Source organism: Bacillus crepusculi (assembly GCF_014764715.1).
In the GTDB taxonomy this organism is placed as follows: Bacteria; Bacillota; Bacilli; order Bacillales; family Bacillaceae; genus Bacillus.
The window spans coordinates 576,842-601,465 of record NZ_JACXXE010000001.1 but is presented as its reverse complement, the minus strand read 5'-3'; the positions used below and the strand labels follow the sequence as shown (position 1 = coordinate 601,465).

The 24,624-nt window shown below is 40.7% G+C and carries 25 protein-coding genes and 1 riboswitch; of the genes, 23 read left to right on the top strand and 2 right to left on the bottom strand.

The window, feature by feature from the left end:
- The first annotated feature begins 75 nt into the window (after positions 1-75).
- The 5 genes from IEE86_RS03025 (at position 76) to IEE86_RS03005 (ending at position 5,152) form a co-directional block, all read left to right on the top strand.
- Positions 76-798, top strand: coding sequence for a response regulator transcription factor (locus IEE86_RS03025; protein ID WP_003215596.1), 723 nt, complete (start codon positions 76-78; stop codon positions 796-798).
- A complete protein-coding gene (locus IEE86_RS03020) occupies positions 795-2,576 on the top strand; it encodes an ATP-binding protein (RefSeq protein ID WP_191095881.1) in 1,782 nt (593 codons plus the stop codon). Before IEE86_RS03025 ends, IEE86_RS03020 begins: the two co-directional genes overlap by 4 nt.
- Before the next feature lie 201 nt (positions 2,577-2,777).
- A complete protein-coding gene (gene sigX, locus IEE86_RS03015; RefSeq protein WP_191095880.1) occupies positions 2,778-3,386 on the top strand; it encodes an RNA polymerase sigma factor SigX in 609 nt (202 codons plus the stop codon).
- On the top strand, positions 3,298-4,404 hold the full coding sequence (locus IEE86_RS03010; RefSeq protein WP_191095879.1) for a sigma X negative regulator: 1,107 nt from the start codon (positions 3,298-3,300) through the stop codon (positions 4,402-4,404). Before sigX ends, IEE86_RS03010 begins: the two co-directional genes overlap by 89 nt.
- A 100-nt stretch (positions 4,405-4,504) precedes the next feature.
- Positions 4,505-5,152, top strand: a complete 648-nt coding sequence (locus tag IEE86_RS03005; protein WP_191095878.1) for a peptidoglycan DD-metalloendopeptidase family protein — start codon at positions 4,505-4,507, stop codon at positions 5,150-5,152.
- Between the two features lie 103 nt (positions 5,153-5,255).
- On the opposite strand, the gene serA is transcribed toward IEE86_RS03005, so the two are convergent.
- On the bottom strand, positions 5,256-6,830 hold the full coding sequence (gene serA, locus IEE86_RS03000; RefSeq protein WP_191095877.1) for a phosphoglycerate dehydrogenase: 1,575 nt from the start codon (positions 6,828-6,830) through the stop codon (positions 5,256-5,258).
- Positions 6,831-7,117: 287 nt separating this feature from the next.
- Positions 7,118-7,249, top strand: a riboswitch (FMN riboswitch).
- 143 nt (positions 7,250-7,392) lie between these two features.
- On the opposite strand from serA, the gene IEE86_RS02995 reads away from it, so the two are divergent.
- A complete protein-coding gene (locus IEE86_RS02995) occupies positions 7,393-7,974 on the top strand; it encodes an ECF transporter S component (protein ID WP_012010414.1) in 582 nt (193 codons plus the stop codon).
- Between the two features lie 34 nt (positions 7,975-8,008).
- Here IEE86_RS02995 and IEE86_RS02990 read toward each other — a convergent pair whose 3' ends face one another.
- Entirely contained in the window at positions 8,009-8,257 is a 249-nt protein-coding gene (locus tag IEE86_RS02990; RefSeq protein WP_003215700.1) for a ferredoxin, read from the bottom strand.
- Positions 8,258-8,525: 268 nt separating this feature from the next.
- On the opposite strand from IEE86_RS02990, the gene IEE86_RS02985 reads away from it, so the two are divergent.
- The 17 genes from IEE86_RS02985 to fni all read left to right on the top strand — a co-directional run bounded on the left by IEE86_RS02985 (position 8,526) and on the right by fni (position 24,551).
- Entirely contained in the window at positions 8,526-9,578 is a 1,053-nt protein-coding gene (locus tag IEE86_RS02985; protein ID WP_191095876.1) for a YpbB family protein, read from the top strand.
- Positions 9,571-11,079 (top strand): RecQ family ATP-dependent DNA helicase, encoded by a 1,509-nt coding sequence (locus IEE86_RS02980; protein WP_191095875.1) that lies wholly within the window; start codon positions 9,571-9,573, stop codon positions 11,077-11,079. The genes IEE86_RS02985 and IEE86_RS02980 overlap by 8 nt, the downstream gene beginning before the upstream one ends.
- The gene (locus IEE86_RS02975) at positions 11,076-11,717 is read left to right on the top strand and encodes a CPBP family intramembrane glutamic endopeptidase (protein ID WP_191095874.1); all 642 of its coding nucleotides are present in this window, start codon (positions 11,076-11,078) and stop codon (positions 11,715-11,717) included. The genes IEE86_RS02980 and IEE86_RS02975 overlap by 4 nt, the downstream gene beginning before the upstream one ends.
- Positions 11,662-12,420: a LysM peptidoglycan-binding domain-containing protein gene (locus tag IEE86_RS02970; RefSeq protein WP_191095873.1), complete on the top strand. Its 759-nt coding sequence runs from the start codon at positions 11,662-11,664 to the stop codon at positions 12,418-12,420. The genes IEE86_RS02975 and IEE86_RS02970 overlap by 56 nt, the downstream gene beginning before the upstream one ends.
- 65 nt (positions 12,421-12,485) lie before the next feature.
- A complete protein-coding gene (locus tag IEE86_RS02965; protein ID WP_191095872.1) occupies positions 12,486-12,938 on the top strand; it encodes a DUF2663 family protein in 453 nt (150 codons plus the stop codon).
- Between the two features lie 86 nt (positions 12,939-13,024).
- On the top strand, positions 13,025-13,813 hold the full coding sequence (locus IEE86_RS02960; RefSeq protein ID WP_191095871.1) for a metallophosphoesterase: 789 nt from the start codon (positions 13,025-13,027) through the stop codon (positions 13,811-13,813).
- Positions 13,814-13,977: 164 nt separating this feature from the next.
- Positions 13,978-14,559, top strand: coding sequence for a genetic competence negative regulator (locus IEE86_RS02955; RefSeq protein WP_191095870.1), 582 nt, complete (start codon positions 13,978-13,980; stop codon positions 14,557-14,559).
- A gap of 196 nt (positions 14,560-14,755) precedes the next feature.
- Positions 14,756-16,030, top strand: a complete 1,275-nt coding sequence (locus IEE86_RS02950; RefSeq protein WP_191095869.1) for a Glu/Leu/Phe/Val family dehydrogenase — start codon at positions 14,756-14,758, stop codon at positions 16,028-16,030.
- A 124-nt stretch (positions 16,031-16,154) separates the two neighbouring features.
- On the top strand, positions 16,155-17,126 hold the full coding sequence (locus tag IEE86_RS02945) for a YpdA family putative bacillithiol disulfide reductase (protein ID WP_191095868.1): 972 nt from the start codon (positions 16,155-16,157) through the stop codon (positions 17,124-17,126).
- Positions 17,127-17,280: 154 nt separating this feature from the next.
- Positions 17,281-17,937: a glutamic-type intramembrane protease PrsW gene (gene prsW / locus IEE86_RS02940; protein ID WP_191095867.1), complete on the top strand. Its 657-nt coding sequence runs from the start codon at positions 17,281-17,283 to the stop codon at positions 17,935-17,937.
- 134 nt (positions 17,938-18,071) lie between these two features.
- The gene (sleB, locus tag IEE86_RS02935) at positions 18,072-18,983 is read left to right on the top strand and encodes a spore cortex-lytic enzyme (protein WP_191095866.1); all 912 of its coding nucleotides are present in this window, start codon (positions 18,072-18,074) and stop codon (positions 18,981-18,983) included.
- Between the two features lie 16 nt (positions 18,984-18,999).
- The gene (gene ypeB / locus IEE86_RS02930; RefSeq protein ID WP_191095865.1) at positions 19,000-20,349 is read left to right on the top strand and encodes a germination protein YpeB; all 1,350 of its coding nucleotides are present in this window, start codon (positions 19,000-19,002) and stop codon (positions 20,347-20,349) included.
- 102 nt (positions 20,350-20,451) lie between these two features.
- Entirely contained in the window at positions 20,452-21,099 is a 648-nt protein-coding gene (locus IEE86_RS02925; protein ID WP_191095864.1) for a flagellar brake protein, read from the top strand.
- Between the two features lie 63 nt (positions 21,100-21,162).
- The gene (locus tag IEE86_RS02920; RefSeq protein ID WP_191095863.1) at positions 21,163-21,345 is read left to right on the top strand and encodes a DUF5359 family protein; all 183 of its coding nucleotides are present in this window, start codon (positions 21,163-21,165) and stop codon (positions 21,343-21,345) included.
- Positions 21,346-21,416: 71 nt separating this feature from the next.
- Entirely contained in the window at positions 21,417-22,094 is a 678-nt protein-coding gene (gene cmk / locus IEE86_RS02915) for a (d)CMP kinase (RefSeq protein WP_191095862.1), read from the top strand.
- A 223-nt stretch (positions 22,095-22,317) separates the two neighbouring features.
- Positions 22,318-23,469 (top strand): 30S ribosomal protein S1, encoded by a 1,152-nt coding sequence (gene rpsA, locus IEE86_RS02910; RefSeq protein ID WP_191095861.1) that lies wholly within the window; start codon positions 22,318-22,320, stop codon positions 23,467-23,469.
- Positions 23,470-23,483: 14 nt separating this feature from the next.
- The gene (fni, locus tag IEE86_RS02905; protein WP_191095860.1) at positions 23,484-24,551 is read left to right on the top strand and encodes a type 2 isopentenyl-diphosphate Delta-isomerase; all 1,068 of its coding nucleotides are present in this window, start codon (positions 23,484-23,486) and stop codon (positions 24,549-24,551) included.
- Positions 24,552-24,624 lie beyond the last annotated feature (73 nt).

The window sequence follows — 24,624 nt, the reverse complement described above, 5'->3', positions numbered from 1 at the left end:
AGGCCAACCTTTATGAATCAATTCGGCTTTTTGTTAAAATGAATGTAACAACGGAGAAAGCAGGAGGATTGTCTAATGGAACACACAACTCAAACGAAAATATTAGTCGTAGACGATGAGGCAAGAATTCGCCGCCTTTTAAAAATGTATTTAGAACGTGAAAATTATGAAATCGATGAAGCGGAAAACGGGGACGAGGCGATTCAAAAAGGGCTTCAAACGGATTATGACCTCATTTTGCTTGATTTAATGATGCCGGGCACAGATGGGATTGAAGTGTGTAATCAAATTCGAGATAAAAAAGCCACACCAATCATTATGCTGACGGCAAAAGGTGAGGAAGCCAACCGTGTCCAAGGATTTGAGGCAGGAACGGATGACTACATTGTAAAACCTTTCAGCCCGCGTGAAGTTGTTTTACGCGTAAAAGCATTGCTCAGAAGATCGTCTCAAACGTCTTATTTGAATACTGGGACTACAACAAAGGATGTGCTTGTGTTTTCTCATCTCTCTATTGACCATGATGCCCATAGAGTGACGGCTGATGGAAAAGAAGTAAGTCTTACGCCGAAGGAATATGAGCTTTTATACTTCTTGGCGAAAACACCAGATAAGGTCTATGATCGGGAAAAGCTATTAAAAGAAGTGTGGCAATATGAATTCTTTGGCGACCTGAGAACAGTAGATACTCACGTGAAAAGACTTCGAGAAAAGCTGAACAAGGTATCACCAGAGGCTGCGAAAAAAATCGTGACTGTATGGGGTGTCGGGTACAAATTTGAGGTCGGGGCTGAATGAAGCTTTGGAAAAGTGTCGTAGGAAAGCTATGGTTAACCATTCTCTTCCTCGTCCTGATTGTTTTATCTATTTTGACAGTGCTTCTTTTAGAATTCATTGAGAATTATCATGTAGAAGAAGCGAAATCTGATTTAACACAAATGGCAAACAAAGTAGCAGTCATTTTAGAAAGCCATGAAGATCAATCGCTTGCAAGGTCAATTACATCAGAGCTTGCTGACAAATTGACGAGTATTGCGATTATTCAAGAGGATGGTCTCGAATGGTATTCGTCTGAAAAAGGTGGAAAGCTTCCTGCGATTACAAAGGAACAAATTGAAGCGGACAAAGATTTGAACGAAGCACTAAAAGACCGTAAGAAAATCAGTAAACGGGCAGAACCTGATGCAGGCAACCGGAAAGATGAACGAATTGTTGTAGGTGTTCCTTTTGAGGCAAACGGAAAGAAAGGCATGGTCTTTCTTTCTCAGTCACTTCTTGCTGTCGAACAAACAACCAAACATACGACGCGTTATATCTTCTTAGCTGCCGGAATTGCGATCGTTCTGACCACAATTTTTGCTTTCTTCTTATCTACACGTGTCACCTATCCTCTGAGAAAGATGAGAGAAGGAGCACAGGATTTGGCGAAAGGGAAATTCGATACAAAAATTCCGATTTTAACGCAAGATGAAATTGGAGAACTGGCCATCGCCTTTAATCAAATGGGGAAGCAGCTTAAATTTCATATTACTGCCTTAAATCAAGAAAAAGAACACTTGTCCAACATTTTAAGCAGTATGGCTGATGGCGTCATCACCATCAATATTGATGGAACGATCCTTATGACCAATCCTCCTGCAGAACGATTTTTGCAGGCTTGGTATTACGAGCAAAATATGAAGATCAAAGATGGAGATGAATTGCCGCCAGAAGCGCGGGAACTGTTTCATACAGCCGTCAGCACGGAAAAAGAGCAGATGATCGAAGTATCATTGCAAGGCCGTACTTGGGTTCTTCTCATGTCTCCACTTTATAATCAGCAGGATGTAAGGGGAGCAGTTGCGGTACTCCGCGATATGACAGAGGAACGAAGACTTGATAAGTTGAGAAAAGATTTCATTGCCAATGTTAGTCATGAACTTCGCACACCAATTGCTATGCTGCAAGGCTATAGTGAGGCCATTGTAGATGACATTGCTGGCTCAGAAGAGGAAAAGAAGGAAATTGCGCAAATTATTTATGACGAATCACTTCGAATGGGGCGTCTTGTGAATGACCTTCTAGACCTAGCAAGGATGGAAGCGGGTCATATTACACTTAATCTTGAATCAACAGATACAGAAGAGCTGACTGAGAAGATCTACCGCAAGTTCCTCGGTATTGCGAAAGAAAAACAAATCAATCTCACGTATGAGATTCAAGTGGATGAACCACACTTTGTATTCGATCCAGATAAGATTGAGCAAGTGTTTACGAATCTCATTGATAATGCGATACGTCATACACCAGAGGGCGGGGAGGTTCATTTTTCAGTTCAATCGGTGGAAAACGGGCTGAAGATGGATGTAAAAGATTCTGGCAGCGGCATCCCAGAAGAGGATCTGCCTTTTATTTTCGAACGGTTCTATAAAGCAGATAAAGCAAGAACAAGAGGGCGTTCTGGTACTGGGCTAGGTCTTGCGATTGTGAAAAATATTGTGGAGGCACACCAAGGCTCCATTCATGCACACAGCAAAGCCGGTGCAGGTACACACTTTACCTTCTATATTCCGAGAAAAAAACAGGAACTCGTCTAATCTTGACGAAGAATCTTGTTACATGAGAAACACTTCTTTTCGAAAGAAAGGAAGTGTTTTTTCTATTTTCATATTTTTAAGGAGAAGTTAAACAAAAAGCCCTTTCCAAATTGTCGAACTTGTAATATATTTGTCATAAAGTTGTAATGTAACGTTTTGTAAGAGTCACTCGACAAAAATAAGTGAACGGAGGGGTTTCCTATGCATGAAACCTTTCAAAAAATATATGATTCGTACCATCAAGATTTGTACCAGTTTTTATTTTATATGGTAAAAGATAAAAATCAGGCAGAGGATCTCGTTCAGGAGGTTTACATTCGGGTACTTCACTCATATAAAACTTTTGAAGGAAGAAGCAGCGAGAAAACATGGCTGTTTTCAATTGCAAGGCATGTGGCGATTGACTGGTTTCGCAAACAGCAAACCATTAGACAACGGGTGCTCGGCACGTTTGATTGGGATAAGCAGGATGTGAAAGATCCAGATCTGCTCCCAGATGAGCTGGCTGTACAGGATGAAACTGTAAAAGAAATCTATGCCGCACTTGATCATTGCACCATCGATCAAAGAGCTGTCATCATTTTAAGGTTTATCCAAGGCTACTCAATCATGGAGACGGCAAAGGCGTTAAAGTTCTCGGAAAGCAAAGTCAAAACAACTCAGCACCGAGGCCTGAAAGTGCTCCGAAAACATATGGAGCTTTTGAAGGAGGAGCTAGCGAATGAAAACGAACAGGTCCGATTGGAGCGAAGAACGAATCAAGGTGTTACTAAGTCAGCTTCCAAAGGTGGAGGACAACCGTTCATCTAAGCAAATTTACCAGCAGATGCTGATGGCAAGCGGGAAGAAAAAGAAAAATGTCAAATGGATCGGTCCAGCGGTGGCTACCGTTGTGGTTTTATTTATGGCGTTTTTGATTTCTCCTCATTTCTTTCAGCCAGCTGCTCACGATATGAAACGAGTGAAAATGGAATCGAGTGCTGACAAAGGTCAGGTGAATGCAACATTGGAGGCAGTGAAACTGACAAATGAGCCCTCACATGTTGTTTCAAAAGCGGACCAGCAAAAGTATATGACGATTGCATACATAGATGAATCGACTTCTCAAGTTGTCCCGATTAGTATCGAAAAAGAGAATGAACACGACCGTGTGCAGGCAATGCTAAGCACATACGAACAGGTGCAGCTGCCTGACATGACAAAACCTCTTCAATCTTATATTGATATGGTGGATATTAGTGAAAAAGGGGATACGCTTATCTTTCAGCTGAAAAGTGATTTGTCTCTTGATACATTAAAAGAAGCCAACCGGTTTAAAGACATGGTAAAAGAAACACTAAAATGGAGCCAATATAACCAAGTGCAAGTTAAGTCAGTCAAAGGCTCTCATCTTCAATTAGGGACAAATGGAAGCATTGGAACGATTTCAATTGATAAACAAACAAAGCATGCTTATTACGTATTAGAGAATAAGAGCGGGACATTTTTGGTGCCCTCAAAAACTCATTATTCATCTTATGAAGATGCGGTAGAGGCCATGAAGCGGGAAAGCGATGCAGGACTTGATCCATTAATTAAAGAAGAGCCAATTAAAGAAGTGACATCAAAAGGAAAACATGTGACCATCACGTTTGGAGCATCAGCACAATTAACGGACTCAATTAATCATATTCTACTTATTGAAGGTCTGCTGCTCACAGCGAAAGATTTTGGTTATACAGATGTCACGATCCAAAATGCAGGGACTGATCAAGTCGGACCGTATGAATTAAAAGAACCAATAGAGGTGCCGGCTCTGCCAAATCCAGTTGTCATAAAAGATCGTTAAAGGACGCAACATATTGCGTTCTTTTTTGATGTATAAAAAAGGGCATCCTTGCTGTATACTAAGCTGTCATGAAAACAACCTCAAAGAAGGGGAGTCACTGATGAAAAGGTATTACTTCATATACGCCAGCTGTTTTTTTCTCCTTATTATATCGCCATTTGCATATGCACAAACACCAGCCGAATGGGTGGAACCAGTGAAGGGAGAAGTCACCGATTTGTTTGGGACAAGAGGTGGTTCGCATAAGGGATTAGACATTGCTGCGCCAGAAGGAGAATCCATTTTTGCTGCAAGCGAAGGTGTGGTTACTCGTTCTTATGTATCTGCTACATATGGTGAAGTCGTATTTATTCGGCACCCAAATGGGTATGAAACCGTCTATGCCCATTTACACGAGCGCTATGTTACAAATGGAGACCATGTACAAGCAGGACAGCCGATCGGCATCATAGGCAACACAGGGGCCTCTAGAGGCACTCACTTGCATTTTGAGGTGCACCGCGGCCGTTGGTCAGTTAGCAAAGAAGATGCAGTCGATCCACTCACCATCATCGCAATGGATCGTTTTCAAGAGCCAGCTCTTCATGTAAACGGGCATGAAAAAAATACATATGTCATCAAACAAGGAGATACCCTATGGTCGATTGCAAAAGCACATGAGACGACCGTGGATCAATTGAAAAAGATCAATGAGCTCACCACTCATGTCATCCGAACGGGTGACCAATTAATGCTTTCAACAAAATAAACCTCATGCAAAAGCATGAGGTTTCAGTGTGTAGACAAACTCTCGCATTCTGCGCTAATCCTGGCTGATGCAGATGCTCAAGAATATCAAATTCGTTCTGTTTTTATAGGTCAATCAGGCGGACAGAAAGAATATCTCGCACTTCCGTTAATTTTTTAACAATTTCGTCCTCAAGATGCTTGTCGAAGGAAAGCATCATGATGGCTTCGCCGCCTTTTTCTTTACGTCCGACCTGCATTGTGGCAATGTTGACATCATGGTCGCCTAAAATCTGTCCAACCTTTCCAATCACACCAGGCGCATCCGTATGCTGAATGTAGACAAGGTGTCCATCTGGATAAAAATCAATATTAAATCCATTAATGGAAACAACACGTTCTCCTAGATGCGGGATATAGGTTGCTTTTAAAGTAAAGGTTGAAAGATCACCTTTGACTTCAATGGAAATGCTGTTCTCGTAACCAGATTCGCCGGATGAAATGGTTTCACTAAAGCTAATGCCTCGTTCTTTCGCTACCATCCCAGCATTTACTTCATTCACAGTCGAGTCAACGCGCTCTTTTAAAAAGCCAGATAGGAGACTTTTTGTAATAAAAGATGTTTCGAGTTTTGAGATAGAGCCTTCGTAAGAAATGCTCACTCCTTTTACAGGTTCTCTCATAGATTGAGAGACAAGACGTCCGAGTTTTCCTGCAAATTGATGATATGGCTGAATTTTTTTGAACTCGTCTTTTGTCATCGCTGGTAGATTGATAGATGACATGACAGGAAGTCCTTTTGCAAATTGAAGCACTTCTTCAGATACTTGAGCCGCTACATTTAGTTGTGCTTCTTTTGTAGATGCACCAAGATGCGGAGTTGCAATAACGTGCGGATGATCGACAAGCGGATTATCAGTAGGCGGTTCTACCTCAAATACATCGAGCGCAGCTCCTGCAACATGGCCGCTTTCAAGTGCTTCAAGAAGGTCACCCTCATCAATAATGCCGCCGCGTGCACAGTTAATCAGACGAACACCTTTTTTCGTTTTTGCAATCGTTTCTTTATTGAGAAGTCCTCTTGTTTCTTTTGTTAATGGGGTATGTACAGTAATAATATCTGATACTTCGAGCACTTCATCAAGTGATTTGGCATTAACACCGATTTTCTCTGCACGTTCTTTTGTGAGGAATGGGTCAAATACGTTGACCGTCATGCCAAAAGCTCTTGCACGCTGTGCGATTTCGCTTCCGATTCTGCCTAAGCCAACAATTCCAAGAGATTTTCCATAAAGCTCAGCGCCGACATATGCGCCTCTGTTCCATTCCTTTGACTTAACAGAAATATTGGCTTGTGGAATATGTCGCATGAGAGATGAGATCATGGCAAATGTATGCTCAGCTGTCGAGATCGTATTACCGTTCGGCGCATTGATGACAATGACACCATGCTTAGTCGCTTCATCAATATCAATATTGTCTACTCCCACACCAGCACGGCCAACAATTTTTAATGAAGTCATTTTTTCATAAAGTTCTTTGGTGACTTTGGTCGCACTTCTGACAAGTAAGGCATCAAATGTGTGTAATTCATCTTCTGCTTCTGTTACATTTTTTTGGACAATTTCAACAAAATCTGATTCTAAAAGGGGTAAAAGACCATCATTGCTCATCTTATCTGAGACTAATACTCGAAACATCGTAAGATTTCCTCCTAAAATAAACGTCATAAATATCTGATAATTTACCATATTCCTTTTCACTGTGTCAATCAAATTAAAGCAGTAAAGCGAAAAAGAAAACACGAACATTTCTTTGTGTCTGCATAAAGAATGGACACCTTTAAACAAAAGATAACCAATTTTTGCGCATTTGTCATTATAATTTTTACGTTTTTTACGATTTCTTAAAACTGACAAAATTGCTCAGGATTTTTATCTGTACAAATGCTCATATATCATATATAATGATGTCGAATTGAATAATGATCAATCTTCGGGGCAGGGTGCAATTCCCTACCGGCGGTGATGAGCATAGTCTCTAAGCCCGCGAGCCTTTTTTGGCAGGATTCGGTGTGATTCCGAAGCCGACAGTATAGTCTGGATGGGAGAAGATGGAGGTTCATAAACGTTGAAAACATTGCTGTTTACACGTTTATTTGTCTAGCCTAAATTCCCGCTCCTGTTTTCATGAGCGGTTTTTTTGTGGCTGAAATTGAACAATCCTCTTTTCGAAAGATTTGATCGAAAAGGAGAGAGAATATTGAATCAAAGTAAAGTAAAACGTTTAGTCGTAACAAGTATGCTCAGTAGTATTTCATTTGTGTTAATTTTATTGGATTTCCCTTTTCCAGGGCTTCCAGCGTATTTAAAAATTGATTTCAGCGATATTCCTGCGATTATTGCGATTTTAATTTATGGACCGGGTGCAGGGATTGCTGTTGAGGCATTAAAAAATGTGCTGCATTATCTCATTCAAGGCAGTATGTCTGGCGTTCCTGTTGGGCAAGTCGCCAACTTCATCGCAGGCACACTATTCATCTTACCAGTCGCCTTTATGTTTAAAAAAATTAAATCAGCAAAAGGGATGGCATGGTCAATGATCATGGGTACCTTGCTTATGACTGTGATGATGAGTATTTTAAATTACTTCCTGTTTCTTCCTGCGTATACATGGTTTTTAAATGCGCCTGAACTATCAGATCATGCGCTGAAGACAACCATTACAGCAGGTATCTTACCTTTTAACTTTATTAAAGGGATCATTATTACCATCGTGTTTAGCTTCATTTTTGTAAAAATGCGTCCATGGTTTGAAAATAAACGCCGACTTCAAAATAGTTAATATAAAAAAAGCCCCTGCATCAGGGGCTTTTATCCTATTCATGCTTAAGTGGGTCACCCTCGAAAGATTCGTCCGCAACTTTGATTGAGTCAGTTGGGCATCCTTCAAATGCATCAAGCATATCTTCTTCAAGTACTTCTGGAACTTCTACAGTCCCTTGATTGTCATCAAGCGTAACAAATGCAATGCCTTCATCATCATAATCATAAATGTCTGGAGCAGCTGCACCGCATGCGCCGCAAGCAATACATGTGTCTTTGTCTACAATTGTATATTTTGCCATGTTAAAAAAATACCTCCCAGATTGTTCGATGGAACAAATGGTTTAACCTTTTTTAGTTTCACCGATAAAAAACAATTTCCTCAAACCTTATTGTAATGATTTTAAATTCACATTTCAACTGTAAAGTGATTGAGAATGCTTATCATATAAGGGTTTGTTCATAACTTTCCCCCATAAATTGAGTTTAAACATTTCTTCTTCAATGAAATCTGTTAAAATAAAGGGAGAAAATATTCGAATTTTGTCAGGAAGACAGGTGCTTTGATGAATGACGATTCATTATTTGGATGTCATGTTAATGGACAGCATACATAAATTGAACGGCGAACGCTCCATTAGCGCTGTCTACCATCTTTTTAAAGGAAAAAAGTCATCACAAACGATACAGGATGCAAGTTTGTTTGAGCTTTCTAGCTATTTTGGCTGTTATCCAAGTTTTACGCGGGATCAGCTGAATCGCTCTACTTTAAAGCTTGAAGAAAAGCACTATATCAAAAAAACAGGGGATACATTCAGCCTCACAGATGCAGGGCAGCATATGCTCAAACAGTTTTTTTCTGAAAAACCACTGCCTGCTTATTTTCATGGTGCCAAGTATCATGATAAAGCAAAGATGCTATGGATGAGACTGTCTTTACTTGTACAAGTGCTTTCTCACTATACGGCAGGGTCACACCAATATGTTCCGATTCAAAGAGATGTATCGGTTCAAAGCTGGACGAAATCTTTCTTAAAACAGTATCACCATAAGAAAAAGCTTTCTGAAGATCTGCATTCTGAACTTGAAAAGCTCCTTGCTCGTTTAAGCGATCGTGAAGCACTGATCTTAGTGTATTCATTGACTTCAAATGAAAGAATCGGGCGTACGTATCAGCAAATGGCTGAGTGGGTGAAAGAAGATGTGTGGTATGTTTACCTGCTTTTTTGGAATGTGCTCCATTATTTTATTCATTCTGCACAAAAAGGTGAGGCGCCAATCATGCAACTGATCGTAGCTGACCTTGAATTCAAACGCGTGTTAACAACCTCTACCCACAAAACGCTTGAGCTTGTACAAAAAGGGTTTAGCATTGATCAAATTGCCCATATTCGTTCATTAAAAAAGGCAACAATCGAAGACCATATTGTGGAGCTGTCCATACATGAGCCAAGCTTTTCAATAGAGCCGTATGTGAGCACCGAAGAGCAGCAGGCGATCCATGAAGTAGCGAGCCGGCTTCAAACAAACAAAATGAAGCTGATTAAAGAAAACCTCAAGCATCCATTTACTTATTTTCAAATACGATTGGCACTGACAAGGATGGTGAGAGCAAATGGATAAGCTTCATCAGACGCTCATGCACTACTTTGGTTATGACTCATTTAAAGCAGGTCAAGAGGAGATTATTCAAAGTGTACTGAATCAAAAAGATACGATTGCAATGCTGCCTACTGGCGGTGGAAAGTCACTTTGCTATCAAATTCCCGGCTATATGACAGAAGGGTTAGTTCTTATTATTTCGCCGCTTTTATCGCTCATGGAGGACCAAGTAGAACGAATGAAAATGCGCGGAGAAAAACGAGTGGCGGCGCTCAACAGTACACTGTCATTTCAGGAGCGAAGACATATTATTCGGCATTTGCCATCATATAAATTTTTATTTGTTGCCCCAGAGGCTTTCATGTCAGAGGTACTGTTAGAGCAGCTCAAATCGATGCATATTGGTCTTTTTGTCGTCGATGAAGCCCATTGTATATCAGAGTGGGGGCATGATTTCCGTCCTGAATATTCCAAGTTAGGTGAATGGAGAGAAGCGTTAGGACATCCTGCTGCCTTAGCACTGACGGCAACAGCGACAAAGCAAACGCTAAAGGATACAGTGCAAACTTTACGCCTAAAGCATCCGGATTTTCATATTCATTCTGTGAATCGCCCTAACATTGCATTAGTCAAAGAAGCGCATGAAACAAAAGAAGCGAAGGAGAAACGCGCGATTGAGCTTGTGGAAACCCTTCAAGGGCCAGGCCTTATTTATTGCCCAACCCGGCAAATGACAGAAGATATTGCACTCTTTATCAAACAAAAAACCGAGCAGCGTGTAGAATTTTATCACGGCGGAATGGATGCAGGGGACCGCATGCTCATTCAGCAGCAATTTATCGGCGGGCAGCTTGATCTCATTTGCTGTACAAGTGCTTTTGGAATGGGAATTGATAAAGCAAATATACGATTTGTGATTCATATGAGTCCGCCGCAATCAATTGAAGCATTTATGCAGGAGATTGGAAGAGCGGGACGAGACGGGAAAAACAGTGTGAGCATTCTTTTATATACAGAAGAGGATGCAGATATTCAAAGTCATTTGATTCAATCAGAAGGCTTTGATGATCAAGAAATTGATTTTTTCTTAGCACAATTAGCACAAATGCCGACTCGTGATGAAAAGAAATTACGTGAACATTTGATGGAAGCAGGGCTCCAGGAAACGCGTGCGCGGATGCTGACGCATTATTACATCATGTATCAATCCGAACAGCCTCATGAGCTCATCAAGAATCTAAAAGAAAAAATGCAGGACAGGCAATTAGAAAAGCTAAGAAAAGTATGGCAATTTAAAGAACGAATCATGGGTCAAGACTGCTTTAGACAATCTCTGTTATCCTACTTTTATGAACAGCTTGATCAAACGAAGGACTCTTCCTCTGCAAACTGCTGCTCTTCCTGCGGACTTGACCTGTCTGATTATGAAAGAAAAGATCAACAAACGGAGCTGAATGAAATGAAACACTGGAAGACCGAGCTGGATCGTATGTTTCATCTGACAAAAGAGGCGCAGCATTGATTGAACAACATCGCCGAATCATTGAAAAATTAACCGATCGACAAGTCGTAGAACAGCTGTATTTTACGCAGATGCTCATGCTTATCGTTTCTTTTTTACTAGGTATTTTTATGTTTGAGCATTGGACTGATTTTACTACCCTTTGGCAGATCCGTGATATGCGGATACTGACTTATGGAATTGGCGGCGCTTTGGTTGTGATAATTGTCGACGCAATTGTCATGAAGGTGTTTCCTGCTCATATGTATGATGATGGCGGCTTAAATGAAAAAATGTTCAAAAACCGCCGTATTCCGCATATTGTTTGGTTAACACTGCTCATTGCCTTTTCAGAGGAAATTTTATTCCGAGGGATCGTTCAACAGCAATTTGGACTTGAGATCGCCAGTATTGTGTTTGCGCTCCTTCACTTTCGCTACTTATCAAAAATACTCTTGTTTATCCTTGTGGTTTCTATTAGTATTTTTTTAGGACTTTTATATGAGTGGACTGGGAACTTATTTGTTCCGGTCATGACCCATTTTGTGATTGACTTAGTCTTTGCATGTCAAATTCGTTTGAAATATAGGGGGAGGGATGAACATGGAAGAAATGTCGAGAATGAAGAGAAAAAAGGAGCAACTGACAAACATCCATGACGATGTAGAGGAAAATCTGGAAGAAGCAGTGAATCCTTCAGATGACTCTCACTTTCCTACACGAGAAGATTTTCATGAATATAAAAAGCAGCGCACGAAAAAGGTGCGTAATCCATTGTTTACGACATTGGCTATTATTTTTCCTATAATCGTCATCGGTGTTTTCTTCCTTTTGATCTACTACACATCACAGGAAGTCAACCATAATAACAATCAAGGCGTATATATCGATAAAACATCAAGTGCTGACACAGACCCGGTCCCGTCAGCACTTGTTGAAACGAAAAATGATTCAAGCGACGATAAAGCTGATGCGTCTGATGAAGAGAAGAAAAAGAAAGAAGCAGATAAAGAAAAGCAGCAATCGAAAGAAAAGGCTGAACAAAAGAAAAAAGAGCAAGCCGCTAAAGAGAAAGCAGAGCGTGAAAAGGCAGCAGCTGCAAAAAAGCGTGAACAGCAGCAGCTAGCGCTGCAAAAACAGCAGGAAGAAAAAAAACGAAAAGAAGCTGAAGAGAAAAAGAAGCAGGAAGAAAAACCTGTTCGTGTCGTACAGCATACCGTTGGGCCAAAGGAAAACCTGTATCGAATTTCCATGAAATATTACCAAAATCGTTCGGGTGAAGAAAAGATTAAGGCGTATAATCATTTGAAAGGAAATAGTGTGTACAGCGGGCAAGTGCTGAATATCCCATTAGAAAACTAAATTCCCTGACATGAATCCCTTGAAAAGCACATACATATGTAGAAAAAAGGGACAGGGTGTATGTGATGACATTACACGCAATCAGCCGCTATATGGATCAGCCGACGCAGAAAATGATTGAAACATTGATCAAAAGAAAGCGCAAATACGAGGGCTTTGAAAAGCAGAGCAAAAGATGGCAGTGGACAGCCCTTCTATCTCTAGCCCTTCTATTGTTTTATTTTGTTATAACAGCTAAAACGGGAGGCACGTTGCAGCCAGAAGCTATGATTGCAACACTGCTTGGTCATGAGGTGTTTCTGTTTTGGATCATGGCAGAGGTGTTTGCTTTTTACGCATCGTATTATTATAAGAAAAAAGAAGAAAAGGCTGAGGATGAATATCATAAGCTTAGATGTGAAATTATACAAAAAAGCACAGATTTATGGCCTCAATCAAATCAATGGAAAGAGCGTGAGGCGGTTTTTCACTACATGCAGAAGCAATACGACATTAATCTCTATTATGAAAGTAAATAAATGAGACAAAAGACGTTTAACAGTTGAAACGTCTTTTTTCATTCAAGCGTCTTATGAAAGAAAGACATATAAGGGAGCCATTTATGATGAAATATGCCATCGGATTTACTGCCGCCATTGCGGCTGTTACAACAGGTGTGTGTGTAACGGCAAAAATGGTGAAAACAGCAAAACAAAACAACATCAAAAAGCATTACTTTACAATAGAAGCACTTCAATCAGATAGACCTGCCGTCATTTTCTTTATTTCTGATACACACCGGCGCCTCATTAGTGACACATTATTAGCAGAAGTAAGGCAGGAAAAGCCAGATGTGATTATGATCGGCGGGGACTTAGCAGAAAAAGGTGTACCCTATGCTAGGATAGAAGAAAATGTGAAACGATTATCAAGAATTGCGCCGGTTTATTTTGTTTGGGGCAATAATGATCATGAGCTACATCAGCAAAAGTTAAAAGAGCTCCTTCATGCCTACAATGTCACCACATTACAAAATGAAACGGCTGTGTGGGATTTTGAAGGTCAGCCCATCAAAATTGGAGGAATTGACGATATTCGGCTTGAAAAAGCAGATTATGAAGCTATTCGACCTGAGTTTGTCAAAGATGAAGTGAACATTCTCTTATCACATAATCCAGATGTACATCACATGATGAGTGAGGATGAGGGAATCGACCTTGTCCTGAGCGGTCATACCCACGGAGGGCAGATCCGTATCGGGAAATTTGGTCCGTATGAAAAAGGAAGAACAGGTCAGGTCAAAGGCGCATTCTTTCTGATTAGTAATGGTTATGGAACAACGAAGATTCCTATGCGTCTTGGGGCAGAACCAGAAACCCATTTGATCTATTTAATGCCTCTAAACATGCGTTAACTTGATGCACCCTCAATATTTTCCATAAAAGTCACCGTTAGCATTGCTTCATGCTTGTCTTCCGTCTTGACACAGTGTAAACTGAATACAAAATTAAGAACCTATGGCTCATCATCTCATATACTACAGTATGATGTGTGTTAGAAGAGGCAGGAGGGAACGTTATGCGACTGGAGCGTCTGAATTATAATAAAATCAAAATTTTTCTCACACTAGATGACCTCACAGACCGGGGTCTTACGAAAGAAGACCTTTGGAAAGATTCGTTCAAAGTTCATCAGCTGTTTAAAGACATGATGAATGAAGCGAATCAGGAGCTCGGTTTTGAAGCGAATGGACCGATTGCTGTTGAAGTATTTTCTCTTCAGGCGCAGGGGATGGTCGTCATTGTCACAAAGAGTCAGCAGGAAGATGATGCTGATGATGAGTTTGATGAAGATTACATTGAGATGCAAGTCAAGCTCGACGAGAGCAAGCATGTGCTCTATCAATTTGCCTCGTTTGAAGATGTGATTCAACTGTCCCATAGTTTAAGTCGTATTGGACTTTTAGGGGGTACAGTTTACCATTATGAAGGACAATATTTTCTCAGCCTAGATGATGTTGAAGAACTGTCTGCTGATACGGTTATTTCCATTTTAGCGGAGTTTGGTTCTCCTACAACATTAACCATTCACCGGTTAAAAGAGTATGGAAAAGTGATTATGCAAGAAGATGCAGTGAAAACGATTCAGATGTATTTTTAATCATTTTTTTCTATTATATTTAATACTGTTGTGAGGAAACAACAGTATTTTTTTATATCCTTTTTTATATTTATAAACGCTGATATTTTATTTTGATAAAAAACGTTTTTTACCTTTGCTTTACCAGTACGAAGGTGTATACTATTGCTTGAAAGGGAGCAGTAGATCATGAAAGATTTCTAGGGGGTTTATTTTAATGGCAGCCGATCAAAACGCCGCTCATAACGCAGAAGATAAGCTAGATGTTTTAAAGTCAACTCAAACCGTCATACATAAAGCGCTTGACAAATTGGGATATCCGCAAGAAGTATATGAATTGCTGAAGGAACCAATTCGTCTATTAACGGTCAAAATTCCAGTACGTATGGATGATGGATCGGTGAAGATTTTCACTGGTTACCGCGCGCAGCACAATGATGCTGTCGGTCCGACAAAAGGCGGAATTCGATTCCACCCGAACGTAACTGAAAAAGAAGTAAAAGCGCTTTCAATTTGGATGAGTTTAAAATGTGGTATTGTGGATCTTCCTTATGGCGGAGGAAAAGGCGGTATTATCTGTGATCCAAGAGAAATGTCATTTAGAGAGCTTGAAAAACTAAGCCGCGGCTATGTTCGCGCCATCAGTCAAATCGTGGGGCCGACAAAAGATGTTCCAGCACCAGATGTGTTTACAAACTCTCAAATTATGGCTTGGATGATGGATGAATATTCTAGAATGGACGAATTTAACTCGCCAGGATTTATTACAGGAAAGCCGATTGTTCTTGGAGGATCACACGGACGTGACACGGCAACAGCAAAAGGTGTGACGATCTGCATCAAAGAAGCGGCGAAGAAAAAAGGAATTGACATTAATGGGGCTCGTGTTGTCGTACAGGGATTCGGAAATGCAGGAAGCTACTTGGCTAAATTCATGTATGATGCCGGAGCAAAAATTGTAGGGATTTCAGATGCCTACGGCGGATTATACGATGAAGAGGGTCTAGACATTGACTACTTGCTTGACCGACGTGACAGCTTTGGAACCGTCACTAAATTATTTAACGACACGATTACAAACAAAGAGCTGCTTGAACTGGATTGTGATATCTTAGTACCTGCAGCCATTGAAAATCAAATTACAGAAGATAATGCGGCAAACATTAAAGCCAAAATTGTCGTAGAAGCAGCAAATGGTCCAACGACACTGGAAGGAACAAAAATTCTTTCAGATCGTGGTGTACTCCTTGTTCCAGACGTACTTGCGAGTGCGGGTGGTGTCACTGTTTCTTACTTTGAATGGGTTCAGAATAACCAAGGGTTCTACTGGACAGAAGAAGAAGTAGAAACTCGTTTAGAAGATATGATGGTGAAATCATTTAATAATATTTATGAAATGGCGCAAAACCGCCGCATTGATATGCGTCTTGCTGCATATATGGTCGGTGTACGTAAAATGGCTGAAGCTTCTCGATTCAGAGGCTGGATTTAAGCGGCTTATTTGCATCGCGCTCAAAAATCTCCTATCCTTATATAGGAGATTTTTTTATGTAATGGCACAAATAATCAATCAGCCCAGCAATTGTTATTGCATTGAAACGACAGGAGTGGAACAAATGAAACAAGAAAAAGCGATCATAATAGGAGGCGGCCCGTGCGGGTTATCAGCTGCCATCGCATTCAAGCAAATCGGGATCGATGCACTTGTGATTGAAAAGGGGAATGTGGTCAACAGTATATATCATTACCCAACACACCAAACCTTTTTTAGTACAAGTGAAAAGCTTGAGATCGGTGATGTCGCTTTTATTACTGAAAACCGGAAGCCAGTTCGTATTCAGGCACTTTCCTATTACCGAGAAGTGGTCAGAAGAAAAAGCCTGCGTGTGCATGCCTTTGAAAAAGTAAACGCTGTGACGAAAAAAGATGGTCGTTTTACCGTGAGCACATCAAAAGATGATTATTCCTGTGACTACGTCGTCATTGCCACTGGCTACTATGATCATCCAAACTACATGAATGTCAAAGGGGAAGACCTGCCTCATGTGTATCATTATTTTAAAGAAGGGCACCCATACTTTGATAAAGATGTAACAGTTATCGGCGGAAAGAACTCCAGTGTCGATGCCGCGCTAGAATTAGTAAAATGCGGGAGCAGAGTGACGGTGTTATATAGAGGAACTGAATATTCGTCTAGCATCAAACCTTGGATTTTACCAGAGTTTGAAGCCCTTGTCCGTAATGGAACCATTCGAATGGAATTCGGGGCGCAGGTGAAAGAAATCACTAAAGATGAGGTGCTGTTTACAAACCAGCAAAATCAAATGGATCGAGTGAAAAGCGATTTTGTATTTGCCATGACAGGCTATCATCCTGATCATTCTTTCTTAGAAAAAATGGGTGTAATGATTGATCAAGAATCAGGGCGACCAGCCTTTAATGAACAGACGATGGAAACAAACGTAGAGGGTATTTTCATTGCAGGGGTCATTGCAGCTGGAAACAATGCCAATGAAATTTTCATTGAAAATGGAAGATTTCATGGAGGGCTGATTGCAGAAGAAATCAACAAAAGAATCAACGGCTAAAAAAGAACTGGATCCTTCAAAGGGATTCAGTTCTTTTTTATATCAAATGGGATTATATAGAAAAATATTTTAAGGAAAATGGTCTCGGATCATATAAAAAAGGGGTAAATCATGGTACGATAATGAAGGATAATGTAGGGAAAGAGGTCTGATTATGATCGCAATCATCTCAGCAGGTTTAGCTCCCGGCATCGCACTTTTAAGTTATTTTTATTTGAAAGATCAGTACGACAATGAGCCGGTTCACATGGTCATCAGATCTTTTATGCTAGGTGTCATTCTTGTGTTTCCAACCATGTTTATACAATATGTCCTTCAAGAGGAACATATCGCAACGAACCCTATCTTGATTTCATTTGTGACGTCGGGCTTTTTAGAGGAATCATTAAAATGGTTTATTTTAATGGTCAGCGTCTATGCGCATGCCCAGTTTGATGAACATTATGATGGGATTGTGTATGGGATAAGTGTTTCGCTCGGATTTGCGACACTTGAAAATATTCTTTACTTAGTCGGTCATGGGGTAGAATATGCATTTACACGCGCCTTATTACCCGTATCAAGTCACGCTTTGTTTGGTGTTGTGATGGGATTTTATATCGGCAAAGCTCGTTTCTCTGATAAAAAAGAGCAGCGCAAATGGCTGATCCTTTCTTTAACCCTCCCTGTGATTTTTCACGGCTTATATGATTACATTCTTCTTGGGATGAAAAATTGGGGATATATGATGCTGCCGTTTATGATGTTTTTATGGTGGTTTGGTCTGAGAAAAGCAAAAAAAGCCCGTGCGGTGAAAATGGTGCAAATTTAATTTGGAAAACGTCCTATCAGTGCATAGGGCGTTTTTTTTGTCTTTTCCATCCAATTCCCTCCTGTGATGAATGTATAAAAATAGGGATCGGAAGAAACATATATTCAAACATCAAAAGTACAGGAGGATCAAATATGGACAAAGCTCGTTTCATGAAACAAATCGTTCTTATCTTCTCAATTGTTCTACTCGCATCTTCAATGATGACAGCTGAAAAAAGTGAAGCCTTCACCAATCAAGTCATTCAGCGAGGAGCAACAGGAGAAGATGTAGTCGAGCTGCAAGCAAGGCTCCAATACAATGGCTTTTACAATGGCAAAATTGATGGAGTGTACGGCTGGGGTACGTACTGGGCCGTTCGTAACTTTCAAAGCCAATTTGGTGTAAAAAATGTCGATGGACTCGTAGGTGCAAAAACAAAAAGCCTATTAGTTCAAAAGACGAAATACTATAAAGAGTTTGTACAGCAGCAGCTGCAAAAAGGGAATCAATTCACCCATTATGGCGGGAAGCCTCTTGATCAGCAAACAAAGGCTCCTGGGCAAAGAAACACACAAAAAAAGACCGCGCAAGGTGCAAAACAGAATCAAAAAAGCCAAAGCGGGTCAGCTGGGCAGTCTGGAAAACAGTCAGGCAATCAGCAAGCAAATCAAACGCCGAAGCAAACGGCTGCGAACATGCCAGGTGGTTTCTCTAGCAATGACATTCAGCTCTTGTCACAAGCAGTTTATAGTGAAGCAAGAGGTGAGCCGTATGAAGGACAGGTGGCCATTGCTGCTGTCATCTTAAACCGTCTGAACAACCCAACATTTCCAAATACGATCGCGGGTGTCATTTTTGAACCACTCGCGTTTACAGCTGTAGCAGATGGACAATTTTATATGACGCCAGATGAAACGGCAAAAAAGGCTGTGTTTGATGCAATCAATGGCTGGGACCCATCTGAGAGCGCCATTTATTACTTTAATCCTGATACAGCAACAAGCCCATGGATTTGGGGAAGACCACAAATTAAACGAATCGGGAAACATATTTTCTGTGAATAAAAAGAGGTGTAAATAAATGATCAGAGGAATATTGATTGCTATTTTAGGAATTGCTGTCATCTCAACAGGTTACTGGGGCTATAAGGAGCATCAAGAAAAAGACGCGGTGCTGCTTCATGCAGAGAACAATTATCAAAGGGCCTTTCACGATTTAACGTATCAAGTCGATCAGCTGCACGACAAACTCGGAGCAACACTTGCGATGAACAGCCAAACATCAATCTCACCAGCACTTGCAGATGTATGGAGAATGTCATCAGAAGCGCATAACAATGTCAGTCAGCTCCCGCTCACATTGATGCCTTTTAACAAAACGGAAGAATTTCTAGCGAATGTCGGGGACTTTAGCTACAAATCATCAGTTAAATCGTTATCAGATGAACCGTTAAACAAAGATACCCATAAAACCATTACTGCTTTATATGATCAAGCGGCAGATATCCAAAACGAGCTTAGACAAGTGCAGCATCTTGTACTCAACAAAAATTTAAAATGGATGGATGTTGAAATGGCGCTGGCTGATGGCGATCGAAAGAACGACAACACCATCATCGACGGTTTGAAAACAGTAGAGAAAAATGCAGATGCATTTGCGGATGTCGATCTCGGTCCTACAAATGTATCATCAGAAAAAGAAACACAAGGCTACAGTCATTTAAAAGGTGAAAAGATTTCAAAAAAAGAAGCGATTCGCATTGCGCAGAAATTCGCGCCTGACCATAATCAAGATTTTAAGGTGCGAAAAAGCGGAAGTAAAACAAATCGAGATGTGTACAGCTTATCGATGTCCGATCCAGATAGCAAAGCGAACTTTTATTTAGACTTGACTGAAAAAGGAGGACATCCTGTCTACCTTCTTCAAAATCGAAACGTCAAAAAACAGAAAATCAGCTTAAATGAAGCGTCTGAAAAAGCATTAAGCTTCTTAAAAAAGAATGGATTTGATACAGAAACGTTCCATTTAGATGAAAGTGCACAATTTGATAATATCGGTGTATTTACCTATGTGCCCCTTCAAAAAAATGTGCTACTTTATCCGGATAGTATTCGCATGAAAGTCGCATTAGATGATGGAGAGGTCGTTGGGTTCTCAGCGAAAGACTATTTAATGAATCATAAAAAACGCGATATTAAAGCACCTAGCATCTCGCAAAAAGAAGCAGAAAAAACATTGAATAAGCATGTGAAAATTGAAGATACACATTTAGCAATTGTTCAAAATGATATGTCGGAGGAAGTTCTCTGCTATGAGTTTCTTGGAACCATCAAAAATGATACGTACCGGATGTTTATCAATGCGGATACTGGAAAAGAAGAAAGAGTAGATAAGCTAAAAAACGCAGAACCTATATATAAAGACCTATAGAAAAGCAAGCGAGGAAAAGGCTAATAAGTCTTTTCCTTTTGTTTTATACATGGTTTAATATAGGAGAGGATACGATTTCACAGATGAAAAGAGTGATGAGGAATGTTACAAATAGGGGATGCAATCACAATTGAGTATGTCAATGAGAACAAAGAAGTGAAAACAGCAAAATCGAAAGTTTTGGAAAATAATAACGATGATATTTGCATTAATTATCCAGCTGATAAAGAGACGGGGCGCACCATCTATTTAAACCAGCAAACAGAAATCACCGTCTTCTTTTTCGATGAAAATCAAATTCCATACAAATGTGCAAGCGAAGTCATCGGAAAAAGAAAAGAAGATATTCCGATGATAGTGATTTCAATTCCGCCAAAAGAAGAGATGATACGGCTTCAGCGGAGAGAATACCTTCGAGTGGATACGATGGTGAAAGCCACCATCACACAACCTGATGAAGAGGCCTTTGACACTTTTATCGTTAATATGAGTGCTGGCGGCGTAGCAATTGCTGTTCCGGAGGGCGTCTCGCTCAAAGACTATGGAGAAGTGATCACAGAATTTGAACTACCACTGAAAGAACCCGTGAAAATTAAAGCGGTTGCAGAAATGAATCGGGTATATCAAGATGAACAGACTGGCAAAACAAAAGCGATCATGGAGTTTTCTGAAATCACGAATGACAATCAGCAGCACATCATGAAATACTGCTTTCAACAGCAGCTTTTAACACGTGTAAAAAAAGCATAAGAATAAAGGGTGTAAAAAGCTTCCATACTAGAGGAGAAAGAATCTAGCGTGGAGGCTTTTTGTATGAAAACAGTGGAAAGATGGTTATTTAAAGCATTGCTGGTTCAGCTTGTTCTGTTATTAGCCGTTCAGATCACACTTCATTTGACGAAAGGAGAACTGTTTTTGTCAAAAGTCGTGCAATACGAGGGTGTAAATAACATGAGTATTGAAGATTGGATTGAGACGTTTAAGCAGAAGGATTGATAGAAAATTCCCCCGTTTGAGCGGTGATCGTGTTACAATTCATAAGGGAGATTCAATCAAGGAGAGGTATTATGAAAAAGAAATTATCTATCGCAATTGACGGTCCTGCAGCAGCAGGAAAAAGCACTGTGGCAAAAATTGTTGCAGCAAAAAAATCATATATTTATATCGATACAGGTGCGATGTACCGCGCGATTACACTAGCGGCACTCGATCAAGGGGTAGACCTTGAAGATGAACAGGCACTTGATGAACTGCTGAAAAAGACAGTGATTGAACTTGTGTCAACGGACGAAGGTCAAAAAGTCCATCTAGACAACACCGATGTCACAGAGGATATTCGAACAGACCGCGTGAGCAACCAAGTATCTGTTGTGGCAAAGCACAGAGCTGTTCGAGAAGAAATGGTCCGCCGGCAGCAAGAACTTGGCAAACGGGGCGGCGTTGTCATGGACGGAAGAGACATTGGCACTCACGTTCTTCCAGATGCCGAAGTGAAAATTTTCTTACTTGCTTCAGTAGAAGAAAGAGCAAAACGCCGCTACGAAGAAAATCAGAAAAAAGGCTATGATGTCAACTACGATCAACTGATTGAAGAGATCGCAAGACGTGACAAGCTTGATTCAGAGCGCGAAGTATCACCGCTGAAGAAGGCTGATGACGCGATTGAAATTGACACAACTTCCCTTTCCATTCAAGAGGTGGCAGGGAAAATTTTAGACGCAGCAGACCGCGTGGAAAAACAGTAAGAAATTTTAGAAAACTTTTATAAGTTAGAGGTTTATCTCTTGACAAACCAGGTCTTTTATTAGAAGTTTATACTAATACTATTTTTATTGATCATTCAAGCAATTCTGTTGATTTGAATGTTTCTATAATACATATTCGGCTGGCAATCATCATGCTTAAGACACATATTCACCCAGTCGTTTTAACTAAGCTGTGTAGGTTTGGACCAAGGAGGTTATCGAAATGACAGAGGAAATGAATCAAATCGATGTTCAGGTACCAGAGGTTGGAGATGTAGTGAAAGGGATTGTTTCTAAAGTTGAGGACAAGCATGTAAATGTAGATATCGTCAATGTGAAACAACCTGGGATTATCCCAATCAGTGAATTATCAAGTCTTCACGTTGAAAAAGCATCAGATGTCGTGAAAGATGGCGACGAGTTAGAGCTTAAAGTAACAAAAGTCGAAGACGATGCTTTGATTTTATCGAAACGTGCTGTTGATGCAGACCGCGCTTGGGAAGACCTAGAGAAAAAGTTTGAAACGAAAGAAGTATTTGAAGCTGAAGTAAAAGACGTTGTAAAAGGTGGTCTTGTCGTAGACATTGGTGTGCGAGGATTTATTCCTGCTTCTCTTGTTGAAGCACACTATGTAGAAGACTTTACAGACTACAAAGGAAAAACGCTCTCACTTGTCGTGGTAGAACTTGACCGCGAAAAAAATCGCGTGATTCTCTCACACCGTGCAGTGGTTGAGCAAGAGCAATTAGACAAAAAGCAAGACTTCCTGCAAAAGCTTGAAGTAGGCAGTGTGATTGATGGTAAAGTGCAGCGCCTGACTGATTTTGGTGCATTTGTTGACATCGGCGGCATTGATGGATTAGTTCACATTTCTCAGCTATCCCATGCGCATGTTGAAAAGCCATCTGACGTAGTGGAGGAAGGACAGGAAGTCCAGGTCAAAGTACTTGCTGTTGACCGTGATAACGAACGTATCTCACTATCTATTAAAGAAACATTACCAGGACCTTGGAGCCAAATTGGTGAAAAGGTGAAACAAGGTGATGTGCTTGAAGGAACCGTTCAACGACTTGTGAGCTTTGGTGCATTTGTTGAAATTCTGCCAGGTGTAGAAGGACTTGTGCATATTTCCCAAATCTCTCATAAACATATTGGTACTCCTCAAGAAGTCCTTGAAGAAGGGCAGACTGTGAAAGTGAAAGTGCTTGATGTGAATGAAGATGAAGAGCGCATTTCACTAAGCATCCGAGATTTAGAAGAAAATCCTGAAAAACAAATAGAGGAGAATTATCGTCAATATCAGGCGAAAGAAGAAAACACAAGCGGATTCCAGCTTGGTGACCTGATTGGTGATAAACTCAATAAACTAAAATAATTTGGTGATCAAAATTGACGCGAGCAGAAAGAAAGAAACAGCATATTGAGCATGCTTTATCGACTGGCCAGCATGCAGCAACAGGTTTAGAAGATGTTTCCTTCGTTCACGCCAGTTTACCAGATCTTGCGACATCACAAATTGATACACATACGACAATTGGCGGACTGACTTTCGGTTCGCCAATTTTTATCAATGCAATGACTGGTGGTGGCGGAGAGTCAACCTATGAGATCAATCGCTCGTTATCGATCGCAGCGAAGGAAACCAATATTCCAGTCGCAGTCGGATCACAAATGGCTGCACTGAAAGATAAAGATGAAAGAAGAACGTATGAAGTCGTTCGAAAGGTCAATCCAGATGGACTGATTTTTGCGAATTTAGGCAGTGAAGCGACAATCAAGCAAGCTCGGGAAGCGGTCGATATGCTGGAGGCAAATATGCTCCAGATACACTTAAATGTCATTCAAGAGATCGTCATGCCTGAAGGGGACCGTGATTTTAGAGGTGCGCTTGAGCGAATCGCAGCCATCGCAGAATCAGTTGGTGTGCCTGTTGTCGTAAAAGAAGTCGGATTTGGCATGAGCAAGGAAACGGCAAAGAAGTTATTCGATGCCGGAGTTGCGGCTGTTGATGTAGGAGGATATGGCGGAACGAATTTTTCTAAGATCGAAAATCTTCGACGTCAAAAAGCACTTCGTTATTTTGATCAATGGGGGATTCCAACTGCAGCGAGTCTTGCTGAGGTACATACCGCCTTTCAGGATCAAACGGTTTTAGCCTCTGGAGGCATTCAAGATGCACTTGATGTGACAAAATCAATTGCACTTGGCGCGTCCGCTGCTGGGTTAGCTGGCTTTTTCTTAAAATCACTTACCAGTGGAGGAGAAAGCGGCCTCATTTCTGATATCATCGACCTTCAGGAAGATGTGAAGATGATGATGACAGTGATTGGCGTGAAGACCGTTGAAGAACTGAGACAAGCACCGGTTGTGATTACAGGTGAAACAAGTCATTGGCTGAAAGAAAGAGGCGTGGATACGACGTACTATAGTGTAAGATCTAAGGAGTCAAAGGGCTAAAAAAGTGTAGCCCTTTGTTTTCTTTTTAGCGGGACATAAAAACCTTTGCCGACCTGACAAAGAATGCGAGGGT

Excerpts from the sequence above, each read along its gene's own strand:
- IEE86_RS03025 (WP_003215596.1), top strand. The coding sequence starts at position 76 with ATGGAACACACAACTCAAACGAAAATATTAGTCGTAGACGATGAGGCA.
- IEE86_RS03020 (WP_191095881.1), top strand. The coding sequence starts at position 795 with ATGAAGCTTTGGAAAAGTGTCGTAGGAAAGCTATGGTTAACCATTCTC.
- sigX (WP_191095880.1), top strand. The coding sequence starts at position 2,778 with ATGCATGAAACCTTTCAAAAAATATATGATTCGTACCATCAAGATTTG.
- IEE86_RS03010 (WP_191095879.1), top strand. The coding sequence starts at position 3,298 with ATGAAAACGAACAGGTCCGATTGGAGCGAAGAACGAATCAAGGTGTTA.
- IEE86_RS03005 (WP_191095878.1), top strand. The coding sequence starts at position 4,505 with ATGAAAAGGTATTACTTCATATACGCCAGCTGTTTTTTTCTCCTTATT.
- serA (WP_191095877.1), bottom strand. The coding sequence starts at position 6,830 with ATGTTTCGAGTATTAGTCTCAGATAAGATGAGCAATGATGGTCTTTTA.
- IEE86_RS02990 (WP_003215700.1), bottom strand. The coding sequence starts at position 8,257 with ATGGCAAAATATACAATTGTAGACAAAGACACATGTATTGCTTGCGGC.
- IEE86_RS02985 (WP_191095876.1), top strand. The coding sequence starts at position 8,526 with ATGACGATTCATTATTTGGATGTCATGTTAATGGACAGCATACATAAA.
- IEE86_RS02980 (WP_191095875.1), top strand. The coding sequence starts at position 9,571 with ATGGATAAGCTTCATCAGACGCTCATGCACTACTTTGGTTATGACTCA.
- IEE86_RS02970 (WP_191095873.1), top strand. The coding sequence starts at position 11,662 with ATGGAAGAAATGTCGAGAATGAAGAGAAAAAAGGAGCAACTGACAAAC.
- IEE86_RS02965 (WP_191095872.1), top strand. The coding sequence starts at position 12,486 with ATGACATTACACGCAATCAGCCGCTATATGGATCAGCCGACGCAGAAA.
- IEE86_RS02960 (WP_191095871.1), top strand. The coding sequence starts at position 13,025 with ATGAAATATGCCATCGGATTTACTGCCGCCATTGCGGCTGTTACAACA.
- IEE86_RS02955 (WP_191095870.1), top strand. The coding sequence starts at position 13,978 with ATGCGACTGGAGCGTCTGAATTATAATAAAATCAAAATTTTTCTCACA.
- IEE86_RS02950 (WP_191095869.1), top strand. The coding sequence starts at position 14,756 with ATGGCAGCCGATCAAAACGCCGCTCATAACGCAGAAGATAAGCTAGAT.
- IEE86_RS02945 (WP_191095868.1), top strand. The coding sequence starts at position 16,155 with ATGAAACAAGAAAAAGCGATCATAATAGGAGGCGGCCCGTGCGGGTTA.
- prsW (WP_191095867.1), top strand. The coding sequence starts at position 17,281 with ATGATCGCAATCATCTCAGCAGGTTTAGCTCCCGGCATCGCACTTTTA.
- sleB (WP_191095866.1), top strand. The coding sequence starts at position 18,072 with ATGGACAAAGCTCGTTTCATGAAACAAATCGTTCTTATCTTCTCAATT.
- ypeB (WP_191095865.1), top strand. The coding sequence starts at position 19,000 with ATGATCAGAGGAATATTGATTGCTATTTTAGGAATTGCTGTCATCTCA.
- IEE86_RS02925 (WP_191095864.1), top strand. The coding sequence starts at position 20,452 with ATGTTACAAATAGGGGATGCAATCACAATTGAGTATGTCAATGAGAAC.
- IEE86_RS02920 (WP_191095863.1), top strand. The coding sequence starts at position 21,163 with ATGAAAACAGTGGAAAGATGGTTATTTAAAGCATTGCTGGTTCAGCTT.
- cmk (WP_191095862.1), top strand. The coding sequence starts at position 21,417 with ATGAAAAAGAAATTATCTATCGCAATTGACGGTCCTGCAGCAGCAGGA.
- rpsA (WP_191095861.1), top strand. The coding sequence starts at position 22,318 with ATGACAGAGGAAATGAATCAAATCGATGTTCAGGTACCAGAGGTTGGA.